Raw genomic sequence first — 14794 nt, forward strand, 5'->3', positions numbered from 1 at the left:
GATTGGCGGGGTGAGCGGTCCGAGGGACGCGGCGTTTTCGGTTTGGACACGGAAGGAATTGCATAGTAGTTTCTACGGTTTTCCATTCTACCCATTCCGCACCGTCCGCGGTGAGCCAAGACCCGTGTCCCGCCTGATACTTTTCAATAAGCCCTACGACGTTCTGTCTCAGTTTACCGACCGCGCTCACGACCGCGCGACGCTCGCCGATTACATTCCGCTCAAGAACGTGTACCCCGCCGGTCGGCTGGACCGGGACAGCGAAGGACTTCTCCTGCTGACCGACGACGGCCGCTTGCAGGCGCGCATCGCCGATCCGCGTCATAAGTTGCCTAAGGTTTATTGGGCGCAGGTGGAAGGGGTTCCGGACCAGGCGGCGTTGGAGCGGCTGCGGCGCGGGGTGCTGTTGAAGGACGGTCCGACTCGGCCGGCCAAGGCGCGCGTCATGGAGGAGCCTCCGGGTCTTTGGCCGCGCGATCCTCCGATTCGCTATCGTGCCGCCATTCCGACTTCGTGGATCGAACTGACTTTGCGGGAAGGACGCAATCGTCAGGTACGGCGCATGACCGCGGCGGTTGGATTTCCCACTTTGCGTCTCATTCGCTGGGCAATCGGGCCTTGGACGCTGGGCGACCTCAAGCCGGGAGAATGGCGCGAGGCTGAACCGCCCCGATGAACACCGACCTCGCTTCGATCTTCCCGATCGGCGAGGTGAACCCGAAAGACGAACAAATGTCTACAAGATTATGGCTCCGGAAACGGGCCTGAAGGATTCAATGGAAGATCAACGGTATGGATACGAAGCGCGCATCATTTGGCGCTTTGCTGCTTGTAATAGTGCTATGGCTGGCCGATCCGCTGCAAGCGAAATCCATGACTGTAACTGCCACCGCTTACAATTCCGTCGTTGAGCAAACCGACAGCACACCTCATATCGGCGCCTGCAACAAACCCATTGAATCCAAACGCAACGTCATTGCTGTCTCACGCGATCTTTTCGAGATGGGGCTCAATTGCGGAACGAAGGTTAAAGTCCATGGCATGGGTGAATTCGTCGTGCTGGACCGTATGCACGACAGATGGGAACGGCGAATCGATATTCACATGGGCAAGAAGTTGGGGAAAGCGGTAGCTTGGGGCGAGAGAAAAGTCAGAATCTCGTGGTAGGCTCCGATACCGATCCACGCAAACGAATCCGACCTTCGGCTTTTGCCGTGGAACTTAAGGGATGTTTCTATATGGAGATTTTCGATGGAAACGATTCTACTGATTGTTCTGATCCTGCTGATTTTCGGGCTCCTTCCCACGTGGCCGTACAGTAGAGGATGGGGTTATTACCCGAGCGGCATCGTGGGCATCATTCTGATCATCATCGTATTGATGATTTTGTTGTAATCATCGGACCTTCGGCGAAAAGCGGTACTTGAATCGGGCTTCGGCCGAGCGAGACTCTAAACTGCGGCTCACAACGGTCCTCCCCTGAGCCGCAGCAGGTCGAAAAACTCCCGCCTCGTCTTCGGTCCGTAGCTGGCGAAACTGGGCTCTGGGTGTTCCAGGTACACTTGCTTGATGCCGGCGACGCGGTCGGAAGCGGTGCGCCTTTTTATTTCCTCCGTCGAGATGCCGTAGGGCTTGGCGGCATTCAAGCCGAACACTTTGGTCCGCAATTCCGCAGTAATCTCCGGATAGCCGTGGCGTTCTCTAAGGGGTTCGCCGATCTGGAACGCACGGAAAGCCTGAATCTGGTCTTGGGGGCTGCCGTACCAGATCGAATCGGTTCCCCACAGCACGTTGTTTTCGCCCACGTATTTGAACAGCTTGCCGAGCACATGGGCGGCCTGGCCGGGGTCTCGCATCAGCAGCTTCCAGGTGCTGCCGAGTTCCGCGTAAACATTGCTGTTCGGCGGAATGCCGTTGTCCTGGACGCTCTTGATGAGCGAATCCACACCTGCCGAAGCGTTATTGGGATCGTAGCGCCCTTCCTTGCGTTTCGGCTCGTAGCCGGAGTGATAGACGATAAAGGCGACGTCCGGAAAGCGTTTGGCCACCACGCCGATGTCGCGGCAGGTGGAATGCGTATAGTCGAGGCCGAACAGGGGAAGCCCTTTGTGTATGCAAATCACTTTCACGCCCAGACTGCGCGCTTTTTCGATGAAGGGAATCCCGACGTTGGGATCGTCCAGCCAATACCCTTTTCCCGAGGGTCCCCACTGGGTATAGGTTTTCCAGGCGGCGACGCCGTATTTTTCCTTTTGCATGGACATCGCATCGATTTCGCCCGGCAGGTTGGGACGGACCAAACCGTGGATCAGCAGCCGGTGTGAGCCTTTCAGGGCGTCCACCGTGGCCCGCGTGGCGGCGGCGTCTTCTATGGTCAAGGGATCGTCGCCCGGGGCTGCCGGAACGGCCGAGAGGACCGCCATGGTGGTGTCGCTGTCCAGGAATACTTCGCGGATGAAATGCTCCGCCGAGAAGCACTCGATGGCGCCGTCGCCGCAATCGGATTGCGGAAAGAACCGGAGGCTATACGTCCAGCGATTGGTCGGTCTTCGCCACGGCCCCTTGGGATTCACGTGGTGTCCCTGAATGTCAAAGATGAACTCCTTTCCGCCCAAAGCCGCTTGGGCCAGCTCCGGTTCGTAAGCCGCTTCTACCGGAATTTCGTATCGTCCTCCGGTTCGGCCGAAAGCGGCGAACGCCTGGTTCATGGCCAGCAGCGTCGTCGCTGCGCCCGACACCGATTTAAGAAATGTCCGTCGGCTCATGCCGAGCCGCCGCGACACCGTCGAAACCTGGTCGTGCGCTAATCGCTTCGCCATGAATACCGGTTCGGTCAGCGGCATCGGCAGGTATTCGCCATTGGTGGCGGTATCCAGTTTGACGGGCAAACGTCTACCCTCCGGATCGATAGGCGCCATGAGGTTCTCCTTGCTCGATTCAATTCACCGTTTCGAAATCTATTTATGAGACTTGCGATCAAAATGCTTTGTTTCACCTGAAGGCGATTTCTGCCGTTCGCCCTAAGCTTTGCTTTATCATGCAGAGACAAGTCGAAGATCCATAACGTCCGGGAGAAACTTTCATGCCCATCAGATTCACCCTCGCTATCGTCGCGTTGATTCTGCTGCTATTCGGCTGCAGCCGCGACGAGCTTGAATTGAAGTTACAGCTCGACGCGCCGGGCGGTTTGCAGCCGGGAGACGCTGTTGTCATTCGGAACCAGAGCGTGGGCAGGGTCACGGACGTGGAAGCAACAGGGCAAAGCGGTTACGTGGCAAAGCTCGCCATCGAGCCCGGGTTTGCTGCGGAGGTCACTCAGAGCGCCCGTTTCGTAGTGGACGAAGACCCTGATAATTCCGAACGGCGTCGTGTCGAAATTCAGCCGGCGAACGCGGGTGACGCGCCTTTGGCGGATGGTGCCACGGTTCGGGGTTCTGTCAGACAGACGCCGCTTTTTCCTCTGGGGGAAATCTTGCGCAGCTTCACCGAGGGGCTCGGTATTCTTCGCGAGCAGGTGGAGCGCTTCGAGTCCGATATGCGGCGGGTGCCGGAATCGGAGGAGGCACAAAAGCTGCGGGACGAATGGGCACGGTTATTGGGCGAGATACAAAGAGCGCAGGCTGCTACCGAAGAGTCCATCAAGAAGGATTTGTTGCCCAAGCTTCAACAGGAACTACAGCAGCTGGAAGACCAACTGCGGTCTCTTGAAGCAACGCCCGGAAAGAAGCCGCAGACGATATGAGGCCGGAGTCACGGGTTTTTAGGGCATTTCCGGAGCGAAGCGACGCAAAAAACGTCTTCGGAATTTCGTTTCTTGCTCCGACTCATGTCTAGCTTTCGTACATACGAAGGCGTACGTATTTGTCTTGGAGCTATATGCGGGTTTAATGAAGCCACCTGAAACCGGGAGCGCAGGGTTTCGGTTTCAGGTCCGGAACAGTGGACGTTCCGGTAGGGATTAGGATGTTGCGAAGGGACTTAGGGATGTCGCGAGGAACAGGATGTTCCGAACGGAATAAGGATATTCCGTGCAGGATTTGGAACGCGAACGGACTTAAGGATATCGCAGTAGGAAAGGGATGTTCCGAACGGACTCGGGATGTTTCGAAGGGAGTCGGGGCATTCTGATCCGGAATTCTTCAGCGGACCAAACTTATTTCTTAGTGACAGCGGATGTCGACCCTGAACAGGGATGTTCCCCCTATGGCTGTCTCGTCGGAAGCGCGCTGGTTTTCCATAAAACGCCGATGCGACTGAGATGTCGCCTATTGTTGGGTTCCTGAGACAACTATAACTGCCGGTCCACCGTATCCCGCGCCGGAGCCGAAGGCCGCTGGTCCGCGGGGATTGTTTTTTCGATCCGACAGTCGACCGACGCTGCTCGGCCTGCGTGGTAAGCCGCAAAAGGCTTGGTACGGTCAAGCTTCGATATTTGCTTGATGGCCTAGGGCGACCGACAAGCGAAAACAATGGTACGCAAGCCCGAAACTGTTTCTGAACCGTTTTAGCGGTCGGCAGAAAGCAGTTCGGGCCAGCGTTGCAGAGCAGGCCGCATCGAAACAACCTGCTCTTGAAGATGTTTCTCGGCTACCGGTTAGTAACCGCGACGCTGACCGCCGAAGCCACCACCGCCACCACCACCGCCGCGACGTTGAGTAGAACCGCCACGGTTGTTTTCGCGGGGACGCGCTTCATTGACGGTAATGGAACGGCCGCCGAATTCGGTCTGATTTAATTTATCAATAGCTTCCTGCCCCCCCCGGCTGTCCATCACGACAAAGCCGAAGCCCTTGGATTGTCCGGTAAAGCGATCGGTGATCAGATTAACCGATTGAACCTCGCCATACTGGGAGAACAGCCCACGAAGCTCGTCTTCCGTGGTCTGGAATGATAAGTTGCCTACATAAATATTCTTCATTTGAAAATAACTCCCGCTCCGACACGCGCCGGAACATCAACAAACAAAACCGGCCTCCAAGGCCGAGGACAAACCTACGAGTTACTTCTTGAGGTATGAGGCGAGGACTTCGGGAACAGAGCGAGAACGACGCCGGATCCAGGAAGGAATTACCAAATGCCGCTGAAGGAACGTGTCAGGTTCCCGAACTCTAGCATGAGGATATGGCTTTGCCTATGGTTATTTCTACGAATCCCGCATCGGGCAAAAGTATGTCTGTGCCGGTTATGATTTGATTCGATCCGAGGGAAAATCCGGACGACGATGGTGGATTTGCAATCCGTCCCGTTATCGGGAAACATTCGCCCAAGCCCTCAAAACTCTTCATAAAACAGATCCACTCTTGATTTCCAACCATCCCCATCGAACCGCCTGTTGCGCGGAAGGCGGCCGTATGTGGCAAGGACGAATGCGCGGACTGGCCTACATGGTCATTGCCGCTTTCCTGTTTTCGGTGATGGGAGTAGGTGTGTACGGCGCGGCCCTAACCGTCCCTCCGGTTGCTGCGCCTATGGTTAGTTTCATTCGGGTGACGGTGAATCTCGTCATCCTCGTGGCGCCGGCGCTGTGGTTCAAGCAGGGATGGGCCTTATTCGGCGACCGGCGGGCTTCGCTGTGGTTGCGCGGTCTATTCGGTGCGGTCTCGCTGATGCTCTCGTTCGCGGCTATTCAGCGGATCGGGCCCGGCGAGAGCGCGTTTTTGTCGGCGAGCAGCGGCGTGTTCGTGGCTCTGTTGGGGCCCGCCGTTTTATCGCAGCGAAACCCGCTGTCCGTCTGGCTGGCCATATTCGGCTCGCTCGCAGGCCTTTTTCTGCTATTTCAGCCGAGGCTCGGCCCTTCGGACTTTCTCGGGCGGGCTATGGCGCTGGGGTCCGGATTTCTGGCCGCTCTGGCGTACTTGATGGTTGCCCGCGCCGGCCGGAGTAATCCGCCGCAGGCCGTGGTTTTCTATTTCTGCCTGGTCGCCGTGGCGATTCATCTGGTTTATTTCGGAATTTATGGCGTCCTTTGGCCGTCCACGCAGAATGCTTGGGGCTGGGTGATGCTCGCGGGGATTTCCGGCAGCGGTGCCCAGTTGTACATGACGCGAGCCTATCAAATGGCCCCGGCCGCCTTGGTCAGCTCCGTGGGCTACATCGGTCCGGTTATGAGCGTGATTTGGGGCGTGTTGCTGTTCGCGAAGATCCCCGATCAGAAAGCCCTGGCCGGTTGCACGCTGGTCTTGCTTTGCGGAGTCTTCCTGCCGTTCTCGGCCGTCCGTTCACGTGCCGAGAAATGAGAGGTCGACTGCGTTGGCGGGCACCGGGCGGGGGGCGAAACTGAACTCGGAAGACGGAACCGACTTGCCGAATAAATAACCCTGGCCCAGTTGACACCCTTCTGCGGCGAGAAACGCGTGTTGCGCCGCCGTTTCCACACCCTCTGCGATCAACTCCAGGCGGAGCGAGCGAGCCATTGCCGCAATCGCCCGAATGATCGCATCGTTATTCTCGTGCGGCACATCCATGACGAAGGATTGGTCGATCTTCAGGCGATGCACGGGCAATTGTTTCAGATAACCCAGGCTGGAATAGCCGGTGCCGAAATCGTCGACCGCAAGATTCACGCCGAGTGTGCGCAAGTCTTCGAGAATGCGCAGCGTTTTCTCGGTCTGCTGCATGACGACGGTTTCGGTAATCTCGACCTCCAGATATCGCGCGTCGAGGCCGGTTTCCGCGAGTGTGTGGGAGACGAGTTCGACCAGATCCGAATCGTGTAATTGCTGACTGGAGACATTGACGGCGATTTGCTGGAAGGAAAACCCGTGATCGAGCCAGCTCTTGGCCTGGCGGCACGCTTCGCGAAGCACGAATTCGCCGATTTGGCAGATGATTCCGCTTTCCTCGGCGAGCGGGATGAATTTGGTGGGCGATACCAGACCGATTTCCGGATGGCGCCACCGTACTAGCGCTTCGGCTCCCGATACGGTGCCGTCGAGCAAATTGATTTGGGGTTGATAAAAGACTTCAAGCTCGCCCCGTTTGAGCGCCTGGCGTAATTGGGTTTCCAGCCGCACTTTTTCCAGGACCTCCTGGGTCAGCGATTTGCTGTAGAACTGGAAGCGATTCCGTCCCAGCCGCTTGGCGTGATACATCGCCGCATCGGCATGCCGAATCAGGTCGTCGGTACCTTTCGCATCGTCCGGATAAATGCTGATGCCGATGCTGGGGGTGATGAACAAATCGTGTTCGTCGACACGGACCGGCTCGCTGAGCGCGTTGACCAGCACTTCGGCGAGTATCGCCGCGCACGCCGGGGTCTTGATGTGCTCCTGGGCGATGGCGAATTCGTCGCCCCCCAGTCTGGCTACGGTATCGTTCTCGTGGACGGCGGAAGTGAGTCGCGACGCAATCTCGCACAGCAACTGATCACCCACGGCATGGCCCAGGCTGTCGTTGATGTTCTTGAAACGGTCCAGGTCTATGAATAGGACGGCCACCCGATGTCCTTCGCGATGGGCGTGGGATAAGGCGTGATCCACCCGATCCGTGAACAGCAGGCGGTTGGGCAATTGGGTGAGGACATCGTGGTGCGCGAGTTGGAACAATTGCTTCTCGAATTGCTTGACGCCGCTGATATCCGAAACCACGGCGACATAGTTCAGAATCTGGCCGTCCCGATCGCGAATCGCGCTGACGTTCTCGAGGGCAGGAAAGATTTCGCCGTTCTTGCGCCGGTTCCAGAGCTCGCCGCGCCACTGCCCGGTTGTCCGGATCGCGGCCCAAAGCTCTTTGTAAACAGCGCCGTTGTGTCGCTTGGACTGCCAAAGACGCGGCGTCTTGCCGAGCAAATCGGATTCGGAATAGTCGGTAATCGCGGTAAACGCCCGGTTGACGGCAACGATTCGAGTTTCGGCATCGGTAATGACGATCCCTTCGGTGGTATTTTCGAATGCCGCTTGGGCGAGACGGAGCTCGGTTTCGATCCGTTTTTCCGCGGTTATGTCGCGGGTGATGCCGTCAAGGCGAGTGCGTTCTCCGGCCGCATCGGTAACGGGATAACCCATATCGTGGACCCAACGGATCTCTCCGTCGGCGCGAACGATCCGGTACACGGCATCGAAGTTGGCGCCTTGGAGGAGATCGGCGAATCCGGCATGAACGAACGGGCGGTCGTCCGGGTGAACAACATTCAGCCAGAGTTCCGGATCGGCATAGAATTCCTCCGGTTTATGGCCGTAAATATTTTCGACGACTTTGTTGACGAACAGCACTTTTTCGCCATCCGGAGAGACGCTCCACACGGCATCCCGCATGTTGATCAGAATGCTCTCCAGATGTTCGCGCTCTTGCTCGAGCTGCCGCGTCGATTCCACGACCCGTTGCTCGAGAAGCTCTCCGCGGTTGCGCAGCATGGACTGCGTGGACTTTTGCTCGGCCACCAACGCCGACATGACGTACGTGGTGCCGCCGACGATGAGTATGAAGGCGTCGAGCAGCAGAAAAGAGGCGTTCGTCGGGTACTGGGAAAATGGCCCGATTCCGTTCGCCGTGCTCGCCGCCGCGATCAGAACGTTGAGGGCCAAGGTCGAAGCGATGGCGAGCGGGCCGAAGCGGAAAGCCGCCCAAATGAGAGTGGGAATGGTGAGAAAGACCAACGGATAGTGAGCGGTATCCGGGTGCAGCCATCCGCCGAAGGCATAAAGCCCGGTCAATACTGTCAGCACTGTATGGAGTGCCTGTTCCAAGCTTAAAGCTTCAAGCTTAGAGCGCGCGGCCAACGCCAGAAAAAGCGGGGCCACCACAAGCGCTCCGCTGGCATTGCCCAGCCACCAGGTCCACCATAGATCGCAAATCGGGCGGGATGCATTTGGTTCCAACAGCATCACGCTCAAGCTTCCGATGCCGGCGCTGATAAGAGGAGCAGCCAGCACGCCGAACGTCAAAAAGCGAAATACGTTCCGAACCGTACAAAATATCCGGTCCGAGGGCACGGCGCGGGCGATCCATGCGGCTCCGGCGACGGCCTCGAGCGTGTTGCCGACGGCGATGGGGAATGCGGAAAGCCACGCACCGGTCGTGAGATTGACTGCCAGGGCGCCGAGAAAAACGCCAGGCCACCAGCGTCGGCCGAAGGCGAGACACACAGCCAGGGCGAGGCCGGTCGGAGGCCAGATGGGAGTGACTTTGACGTGGACTGTCGCCAGCAACAGAGCGGATTTCGCCGTCAGAAAATAGGACGCGGCGAAAATGACCAAGCTGAGCGGATAAGTGAGCCGCCCGCTCGTAAGCTTGGGTCGGGAGACGGATGCCATCGTTTTTGAGTGTCAGATGCTAAACGAGCCGCGAGGCGGAGTTATCGGCCGAAGACTTTAAACATAACCTGCGATAAATGAAAGCTCGTTTCGCCCGGAAACCAGATTTGGACTTGCCGGGGACTCAGGGGTGTCGTCGTTTACCGGAACGGCGTTTCGGTTTAATGCTGTTCCCCTTGGCGGCAGGCGGTGTTTCGACGATGCGGTGCGGGAAACGATCCATTGTGCGCAAATCGGGAAAGCCGTACATCCAAACTATGGCGACGGCCAGTGTGACCGCTCCCCCGACGATAATGGCGGGAGTGAGGCCGAACCAAGCGGCGGTCAGGCCGGATTCGAATTCGCCCAGTTCGTTCGAAGCGCCGATGAAGACCGAATTGACGGCGCTCACTCGCCCGCGAATCGTGTCGGGCGTTTCGAGCTGGACCAGCATATGGCGGATGTAAACGCTGACCATGTCACCGGCGCCCAGCAAGAAAAGCGCGGCGAGCGACAAGGGAAAACTCGTCGACAGGCCTAGCACGATGATAGCCGCCCCGAACACAGCGACGCCGCCGAACATCCAGCGTCCGACGTGTCGGGAGATGGGCGCGAAGGCGAGCAACATGGCAGTCAGGGCGGCGCCGGCTCCGGGTGCGGTGCGAAGCAGGCCCAACCCGGTCGGGCCTACGTGCAGAATATCGCTGGCATAGGCCGGCAGTAGCGCCGTGGCGCCGCCGAACAGAACGGCGAACAAATCGAGCGAAATGGCGCCGAATACGGTGGGCCGCGAACGTACGAAGTGCAAGCCGTCCAGAACGGTATGCCAGCTCATGGGTTCGCGGCCGTTGGTCCGCCAGGGAAGGCTGCGCATCGACAGAATCAGGATTGCCGAGAGTCCGAGCAGCACCGACACCGTCGTGTAGACAGTCATGGGCCCCGCAAGATATAGGACGCCGCCGAGTGCCGGACCCGTAATCACCGCCAGTTGAAAGCTCGATGAACTGAGCGCTACGGCATTGCTGAAGCTTTCGGCGGGGACCAGATTGATTACGATCGCCTGGCTGGACGGCATCATGAACGCCCGCGCCGATCCGTAGAGCGCCATGACGGCAAATACCGGCCACACGACTTTTAGGCCAGTTAGGGTGAACCCGATCAGCAATAGGCCGCATAGCATTTCCACGGCATAACAGAGCATGATGATGCGGCGCCGGTCGAAGCGGTCCGCCAGTTGGCCGGCTATCAGCACGAGCGGCACGAAAGGCGCGAACTGGGCGAGTCCTACAAGTCCGAGATCGAGCGCGTCGCCGGTAAGCGCGTAGACTTGCCAACCCACGGCCACGCTTTGCATTTGCACCGCAACGGCGCCGAGAAATCGGGCGCACAGGTAAAGCACGAAATTGCGATGGCGGAGTGCGGACGTTTTGGTCGTGGATAATGACATGTATTCCGGAGAAAGTTGTCAGCGCGCTTGGATGGTTGGGGTCGAGCTTGCGCCGCGGTGGGCGAGCGGAACGCCTTCCGGAGGTTCGGAGCGCGAACTCGACGGCCCGCTACTTGCCAATGCAAAAACTGGCGAAAATCCGGCCTAAAAGGTCTTCGTTCGTGAATTCGCCGGTGATTTCCGATAAGGCGTTTTGAGCTTCGCGAAGGTCTTCGGCGAGGAGTTCGGCGGCGCGGATTTGGAGTTGCGTTTCGGCGTTCTCGATGAGGCTTTCGGCACGGCTTAGCGCATCGAGATGGCGGCGGCGGGCGATGAAAACATCGTTCGCCTCACTGTCGTAGCCCATCGAGGCTTTGAGGTGTTTACGAAGATGTTCGAGGCCTTCGCCGGTCTTGGCGGATAGATACACGGCGGGACCTTTCCGTTCTTCGATGAAACCGGCCGGTTTTCCGGTGAGATCGATCTTGTTGTAGACGCGGGTGAGCGGGATGTCTGCGGGCAGGCTCTGGAGCAGGGCTTCCCCTTCTTCCGGAGTGCGATCATCGATCAACAGCAATATCCGGTCGGCCTTGTGAATTTCGTCTCGGGCCCGCCTTATGCCTTCGCGTTCGACAATATCCTCGCTCTCCCGCAGACCGGCGGTGTCCACCACGTGCAGGGGCATGCCGTCGATCTGGATATGTTCTCGCAAGGTATCGCGGGTGGTACCTGCGATTTCGGTGACGATGGCGGCTTCACGTCCCGCCAATCGGTTGAGTAGGCTGGATTTTCCGGCATTGGGGCGGCCGGCGATGACAACGGTCATGCCTTCGCGCATTAGACAGCCCTGTTGGGCGGAATGGCGGATATGCCGGAGCGTCGCCGAGAGGTCTGCGAGCTTTTCGGCAATACGGCCTTCGGACAGGAAATCGATGTCTTCGTCGACGAAGTCGATGGACGCTTCCACGTACTGCCTCAGTTCGATCAGGGCTTCGACGAGTTGGTGGATGCGGATCGAGAACTCGCCCTGAAGAGAGCGCTGCGCGGACCGGGCGGCCTGCTCTGTGGTGCTTTCGATCAAATCGGCGATGGCCTCCGCCTGGGCAAGGTCGATCCTGTCGTTGAGGAACGCCCGTTCGGTGAATTCTCCCGGGCGCGCCAGCCGAACGCCTGAGGCCAGGACGCGACGTAGCAGCAAATCGAGGACGACCGAACCGCCGTGCGCGTGCAACTCGAGGACGTCTTCGCCAGTAAAAGAATGGGGTGACGGAAAGTACAGGGCTAATCCGGTATCGAGGACCGAACCATCCAAATCATAGAAATGACCGTAGTGGGCGTAGCGCGGCTCAAGTTCTTTGCGTAGCAGCGCGCGCATCAGTGTGGGGACAGCGTTGCCGGAGATGCGGATTACGCCGATGCCGCCCCGGCCGGGAGGCGTGGCAATGGCGCCTATGGTGTCGCGAGATAATGTGTTCATAGAGTGGATTCCGGAACAAGCATTCGTTCCGGATCAAAGCAGAGAAGCCGGCGTATCGCATCGTCGCAAGGCGAAAGGTGCGCGGCAGGGGTGCGGAGCCAGCCCTGCCGCGCGAGAGATCGCGCTAGGCGTGTACGTTCCTTTCGATCTGCCGGGTGATATGCCACTGCTGGAGGATGGACAGGATGTTGTTGACCACCCAGTAGAGCACGAGTCCGGACGGGAAAAAGGCGAAGAAGCCGGTGAATATGACCGGGAAGAACTGCATCACCTTGGCCTGTACCGGATCGGCCGGTGGCGGATTGAGCTTCTGCTGGATGAACATGGAGACGCCCATGATCAGCGGAAGAATGAAATAGGGGTCCTTGGCGGACAGGTCGTTCAGCCAAAGGGCGAACGGCGCCTGACGCATTTCCACGCTTTCGATGAGAACCCAATACAGGGCGATGAACACGGGGATCTGGACCAGGATCGGCAAACAGCCGCCCAGCGGGTTGACCTTTTCCTTCCGATACAGCTCCATCATCGCCATGTTGAACTTCTGCTTGTCGTCGGCATGACGCTCCTTCAGCTGTTGAAGCTTCGGCTGGAGCTTCCGCATTCTGGCCATGGAGCGATAGCTGGCTTGCGACAGCTTATAGAACAGGGCCTTGAGCGTGATGGTGACGAACACGATTGCCCATCCCCAATTGTTGAAAATTTTGTGGAACTGTTCCAGGAGCCAGAAAATGGGTTTGGCGACAATGGTCAGCCCGCCGTAATCCACCGTCAGGTCCAGGCCCGGTGCCGTTTGCTCCAACACTCGCTGGAGTTTGGGGCCGGCGAACAAATTAGCCTTGAAGACTTTCTCTTCGCCCGGTTTGACCTCGAGCATGGGCGAATAGGTTCCGATGACGAAATGATTGTCGGAGAGGGCTTTGGTGTAAAAACTATGCTCTTCGCCGGCCAGCGGAATCCACGCCGCCAGGAAGTAATGCTGAATCATGGCGATCCAGCCGTCTTTGGCTTTCCGATTCAGGTTCGAATCCGCCATGTCGTCGAACGTGATCTTTTCGTACTTTTCTTCCGGAGTGTATAGTACGCCGCCGGTATAGGTCCGGACGAAAGCGTCCTGATCCTTGCTTTCAGGATTCTTCCGCTGCAACTGAACGTATTGACGCCCTTTCCATTCGGCTCCGGATTGATTGTTGACCTGCTGCTCCAGTTCGATCAGATAGCTGCCTTTGGTGAAGACCAAGGTCTTGATAATCTTGATTCCTTTGTCATTGCTCCACGTGAAAGGTATGCGGAGGGTGTCTTGGCCTTCCGCCAGCGTGTAGATATTGGCTTCAGCTTGCCATGTGCTGTGATGGGTGGGCGACAGGGCCTGTTCTCCCAGGAATCCGCTCTGCGCGATGAAAAAGTTGTTCTCATCGTTGAGCAGCCGTACTGGCTGGTCGGGCTGGTCCTTGCTCTGGGGATACTCGAGCAGATCGAGTATGCGCAGGTCGCCGCCCTTGGTGTCGATCTCTGCTCGTATGACATCCGTGGTGACGGTGACGCGCTGACGCTCGACGCTCGGAGCAGCGGACGGTTCAGGCGTCTTGGCGACGTCGTCGACGTCGCGAGCTGACTCGGGTACGTCACCTGCGACGTCCGGCGTAGTCGACCCGGATTGCGCCGTGGGCTCGGGCTTAGGCCCGTAATCCAGCTGCCATTGCTGCCACAGCATGAAGCTGAGAAATATAAAGAAGACGAAGAGAACGAACCTTAAATTATCCATTCTTATTTTCCGAATTGTTCTGGGACGGGATCAATACCGCCTTTGTGCCAAGGGTGGCATCTCAGCAGTCGCCTTGCGGCAAGATAGGAGCCCCGCAGAGATCCGAACCGCTGGATGGCGGTCAGGGCATAGCTGGAGCATGTCGGGTGGAAACGGCAATGCTGCCCCACCCAAGGGCTAATCAGGTACTGATAGAGTTTGATGAGGAAGACCAAGATGGCTTGCATCGCCTCACCAGGTTTTCCCAGTGCTTATGCAATGAGCTTCGGATTGTGTCATGGTCTGCCTGAATTGCGGCGCTGCGCGCCATTACCACAAAATCGACTCCGCCGAGCAGCGACTGCTGCAGGCGGAAGCTTTCGCGGATGAGGCGCTTGATGCGGTTGCGATCGGCGGCGTTACGGATTTGTCGTCTGGCGATAGCCAACCCGAGGCGCGGATAATCCCTACCGTTGGTTCGCGCGAGCACGGTTAAGTATTGGTCTGCGGACTTGCAGGGCTGCTCGAAAACGCGCTGGAAATCGGCGGCGGTACTTAAGCGGCGCGTTCGGGGGAAGCCGTAGCTAGGCGACGCCAAACGTCAGACGGTAAGCCGTTTACGACCTTTCGCGCGGCGCGCACTCAAAACCAAACGTCCGCCACGGGTTTTCATGCGCGCACGAAAGCCGTGGGTCCGGACACGCTTTATCTTGCTGGGCTGATAGGTTCTTTTCATGGTGTACCTGTTGAATTCCGCAAAGAAAATACAAAGCTGTGCATGCTAATTCACAGGCGATACGGTGTCAATGCTGTGGATAAGTCGGCTGTTGCGGTATGATACTGAATTCCGTTAAAGCGCTCACGCATTTATCGCCTATGCCTTATGTCCTATTCCTCGAGCACAATAAGGGAGCTGCACA

General features: G+C 58.0%; 14 protein-coding genes. 5 read left to right on the forward strand and 9 right to left on the reverse strand.

What is annotated here, in order from left to right; translation table 11 throughout:
* Positions 1-124: 124 nt before the first annotated feature.
* From ACWJJK_RS23100 to ACWJJK_RS23110, 3 genes are all read left to right on the forward strand, one after another.
* A complete protein-coding gene (locus ACWJJK_RS23100; RefSeq protein ID WP_086134446.1) occupies positions 125-676 on the forward strand; it encodes an rRNA large subunit pseudouridine synthase E in 552 nt (183 codons plus the stop codon).
* A 116-nt stretch (positions 677-792) separates the two neighbouring features.
* A complete protein-coding gene (locus ACWJJK_RS23105) occupies positions 793-1167 on the forward strand; it encodes an RlpA-like double-psi beta-barrel domain-containing protein (protein ID WP_086134445.1) in 375 nt (124 codons plus the stop codon).
* Positions 1168-1251: 84 nt separating this feature from the next.
* On the forward strand, positions 1252-1395 hold the full coding sequence (locus tag ACWJJK_RS23110; protein ID WP_077728224.1) for a DUF3309 family protein: 144 nt from the start codon (positions 1252-1254) through the stop codon (positions 1393-1395).
* A 68-nt stretch (positions 1396-1463) separates the two neighbouring features.
* On the opposite strand, the gene ACWJJK_RS23115 is transcribed toward ACWJJK_RS23110, so the two are convergent.
* The gene (locus ACWJJK_RS23115) at positions 1464-2918 is read right to left on the reverse strand and encodes an amidohydrolase family protein (RefSeq protein ID WP_086134444.1); all 1455 of its coding nucleotides are present in this window, start codon (positions 2916-2918) and stop codon (positions 1464-1466) included.
* 164 nt (positions 2919-3082) lie between these two features.
* Between ACWJJK_RS23115 and ACWJJK_RS23120 the strand changes: the two genes are divergently transcribed.
* Positions 3083-3742 (forward strand): MlaD family protein, encoded by a 660-nt coding sequence (locus ACWJJK_RS23120; protein WP_156879923.1) that lies wholly within the window; start codon positions 3083-3085, stop codon positions 3740-3742.
* A gap of 852 nt (positions 3743-4594) precedes the next feature.
* On the opposite strand, the gene ACWJJK_RS23125 is transcribed toward ACWJJK_RS23120, so the two are convergent.
* Positions 4595-4918, reverse strand: coding sequence for an RNA recognition motif domain-containing protein (locus tag ACWJJK_RS23125; protein ID WP_077728221.1), 324 nt, complete (start codon positions 4916-4918; stop codon positions 4595-4597).
* A gap of 433 nt (positions 4919-5351) precedes the next feature.
* Between ACWJJK_RS23125 and ACWJJK_RS23130 the strand changes: the two genes are divergently transcribed.
* Entirely contained in the window at positions 5352-6236 is an 885-nt protein-coding gene (locus tag ACWJJK_RS23130; protein ID WP_077728220.1) for a DMT family transporter, read from the forward strand.
* On the opposite strand, the gene ACWJJK_RS23135 is transcribed toward ACWJJK_RS23130, so the two are convergent.
* The 7 genes from ACWJJK_RS23135 to rpmH form a co-directional block, all read right to left on the reverse strand.
* On the reverse strand, positions 6219-9251 hold the full coding sequence (locus ACWJJK_RS23135; protein ID WP_156879924.1) for an EAL domain-containing protein: 3033 nt from the start codon (positions 9249-9251) through the stop codon (positions 6219-6221). The two genes, ACWJJK_RS23130 and ACWJJK_RS23135, sit on opposite strands and share 18 nt — an antisense overlap.
* A 124-nt stretch (positions 9252-9375) precedes the next feature.
* Positions 9376-10677, reverse strand: coding sequence for an MFS transporter (locus tag ACWJJK_RS23140; protein ID WP_454128520.1), 1302 nt, complete (start codon positions 10675-10677; stop codon positions 9376-9378).
* Positions 10678-10786: 109 nt separating this feature from the next.
* Positions 10787-12133 carry a tRNA uridine-5-carboxymethylaminomethyl(34) synthesis GTPase MnmE gene (gene mnmE / locus ACWJJK_RS23145; protein WP_454128521.1) on the reverse strand — a complete coding sequence of 449 codons (1347 nt, stop codon included), beginning with the start codon at positions 12131-12133 and terminating at the stop codon, positions 10787-10789.
* 124 nt (positions 12134-12257) lie between these two features.
* The gene (gene yidC, locus ACWJJK_RS23150; RefSeq protein WP_434131512.1) at positions 12258-13895 is read right to left on the reverse strand and encodes a membrane protein insertase YidC; all 1638 of its coding nucleotides are present in this window, start codon (positions 13893-13895) and stop codon (positions 12258-12260) included.
* Positions 13896-13897: 2 nt separating this feature from the next.
* The gene (yidD, locus tag ACWJJK_RS23155) at positions 13898-14122 is read right to left on the reverse strand and encodes a membrane protein insertion efficiency factor YidD (RefSeq protein ID WP_077728215.1); all 225 of its coding nucleotides are present in this window, start codon (positions 14120-14122) and stop codon (positions 13898-13900) included.
* Positions 14077-14472 carry a ribonuclease P protein component gene (rnpA, locus tag ACWJJK_RS23160; RefSeq protein WP_077728214.1) on the reverse strand — a complete coding sequence of 132 codons (396 nt, stop codon included), beginning with the start codon at positions 14470-14472 and terminating at the stop codon, positions 14077-14079. The genes yidD and rnpA overlap by 46 nt, the downstream gene beginning before the upstream one ends.
* A gap of 3 nt (positions 14473-14475) precedes the next feature.
* Positions 14476-14610: a 50S ribosomal protein L34 gene (gene rpmH, locus ACWJJK_RS23165; protein ID WP_077728213.1), complete on the reverse strand. Its 135-nt coding sequence runs from the start codon at positions 14608-14610 to the stop codon at positions 14476-14478.
* Positions 14611-14794 lie beyond the last annotated feature (184 nt).

It is taken from the genome of Methylocaldum gracile, from assembly GCF_053646815.1.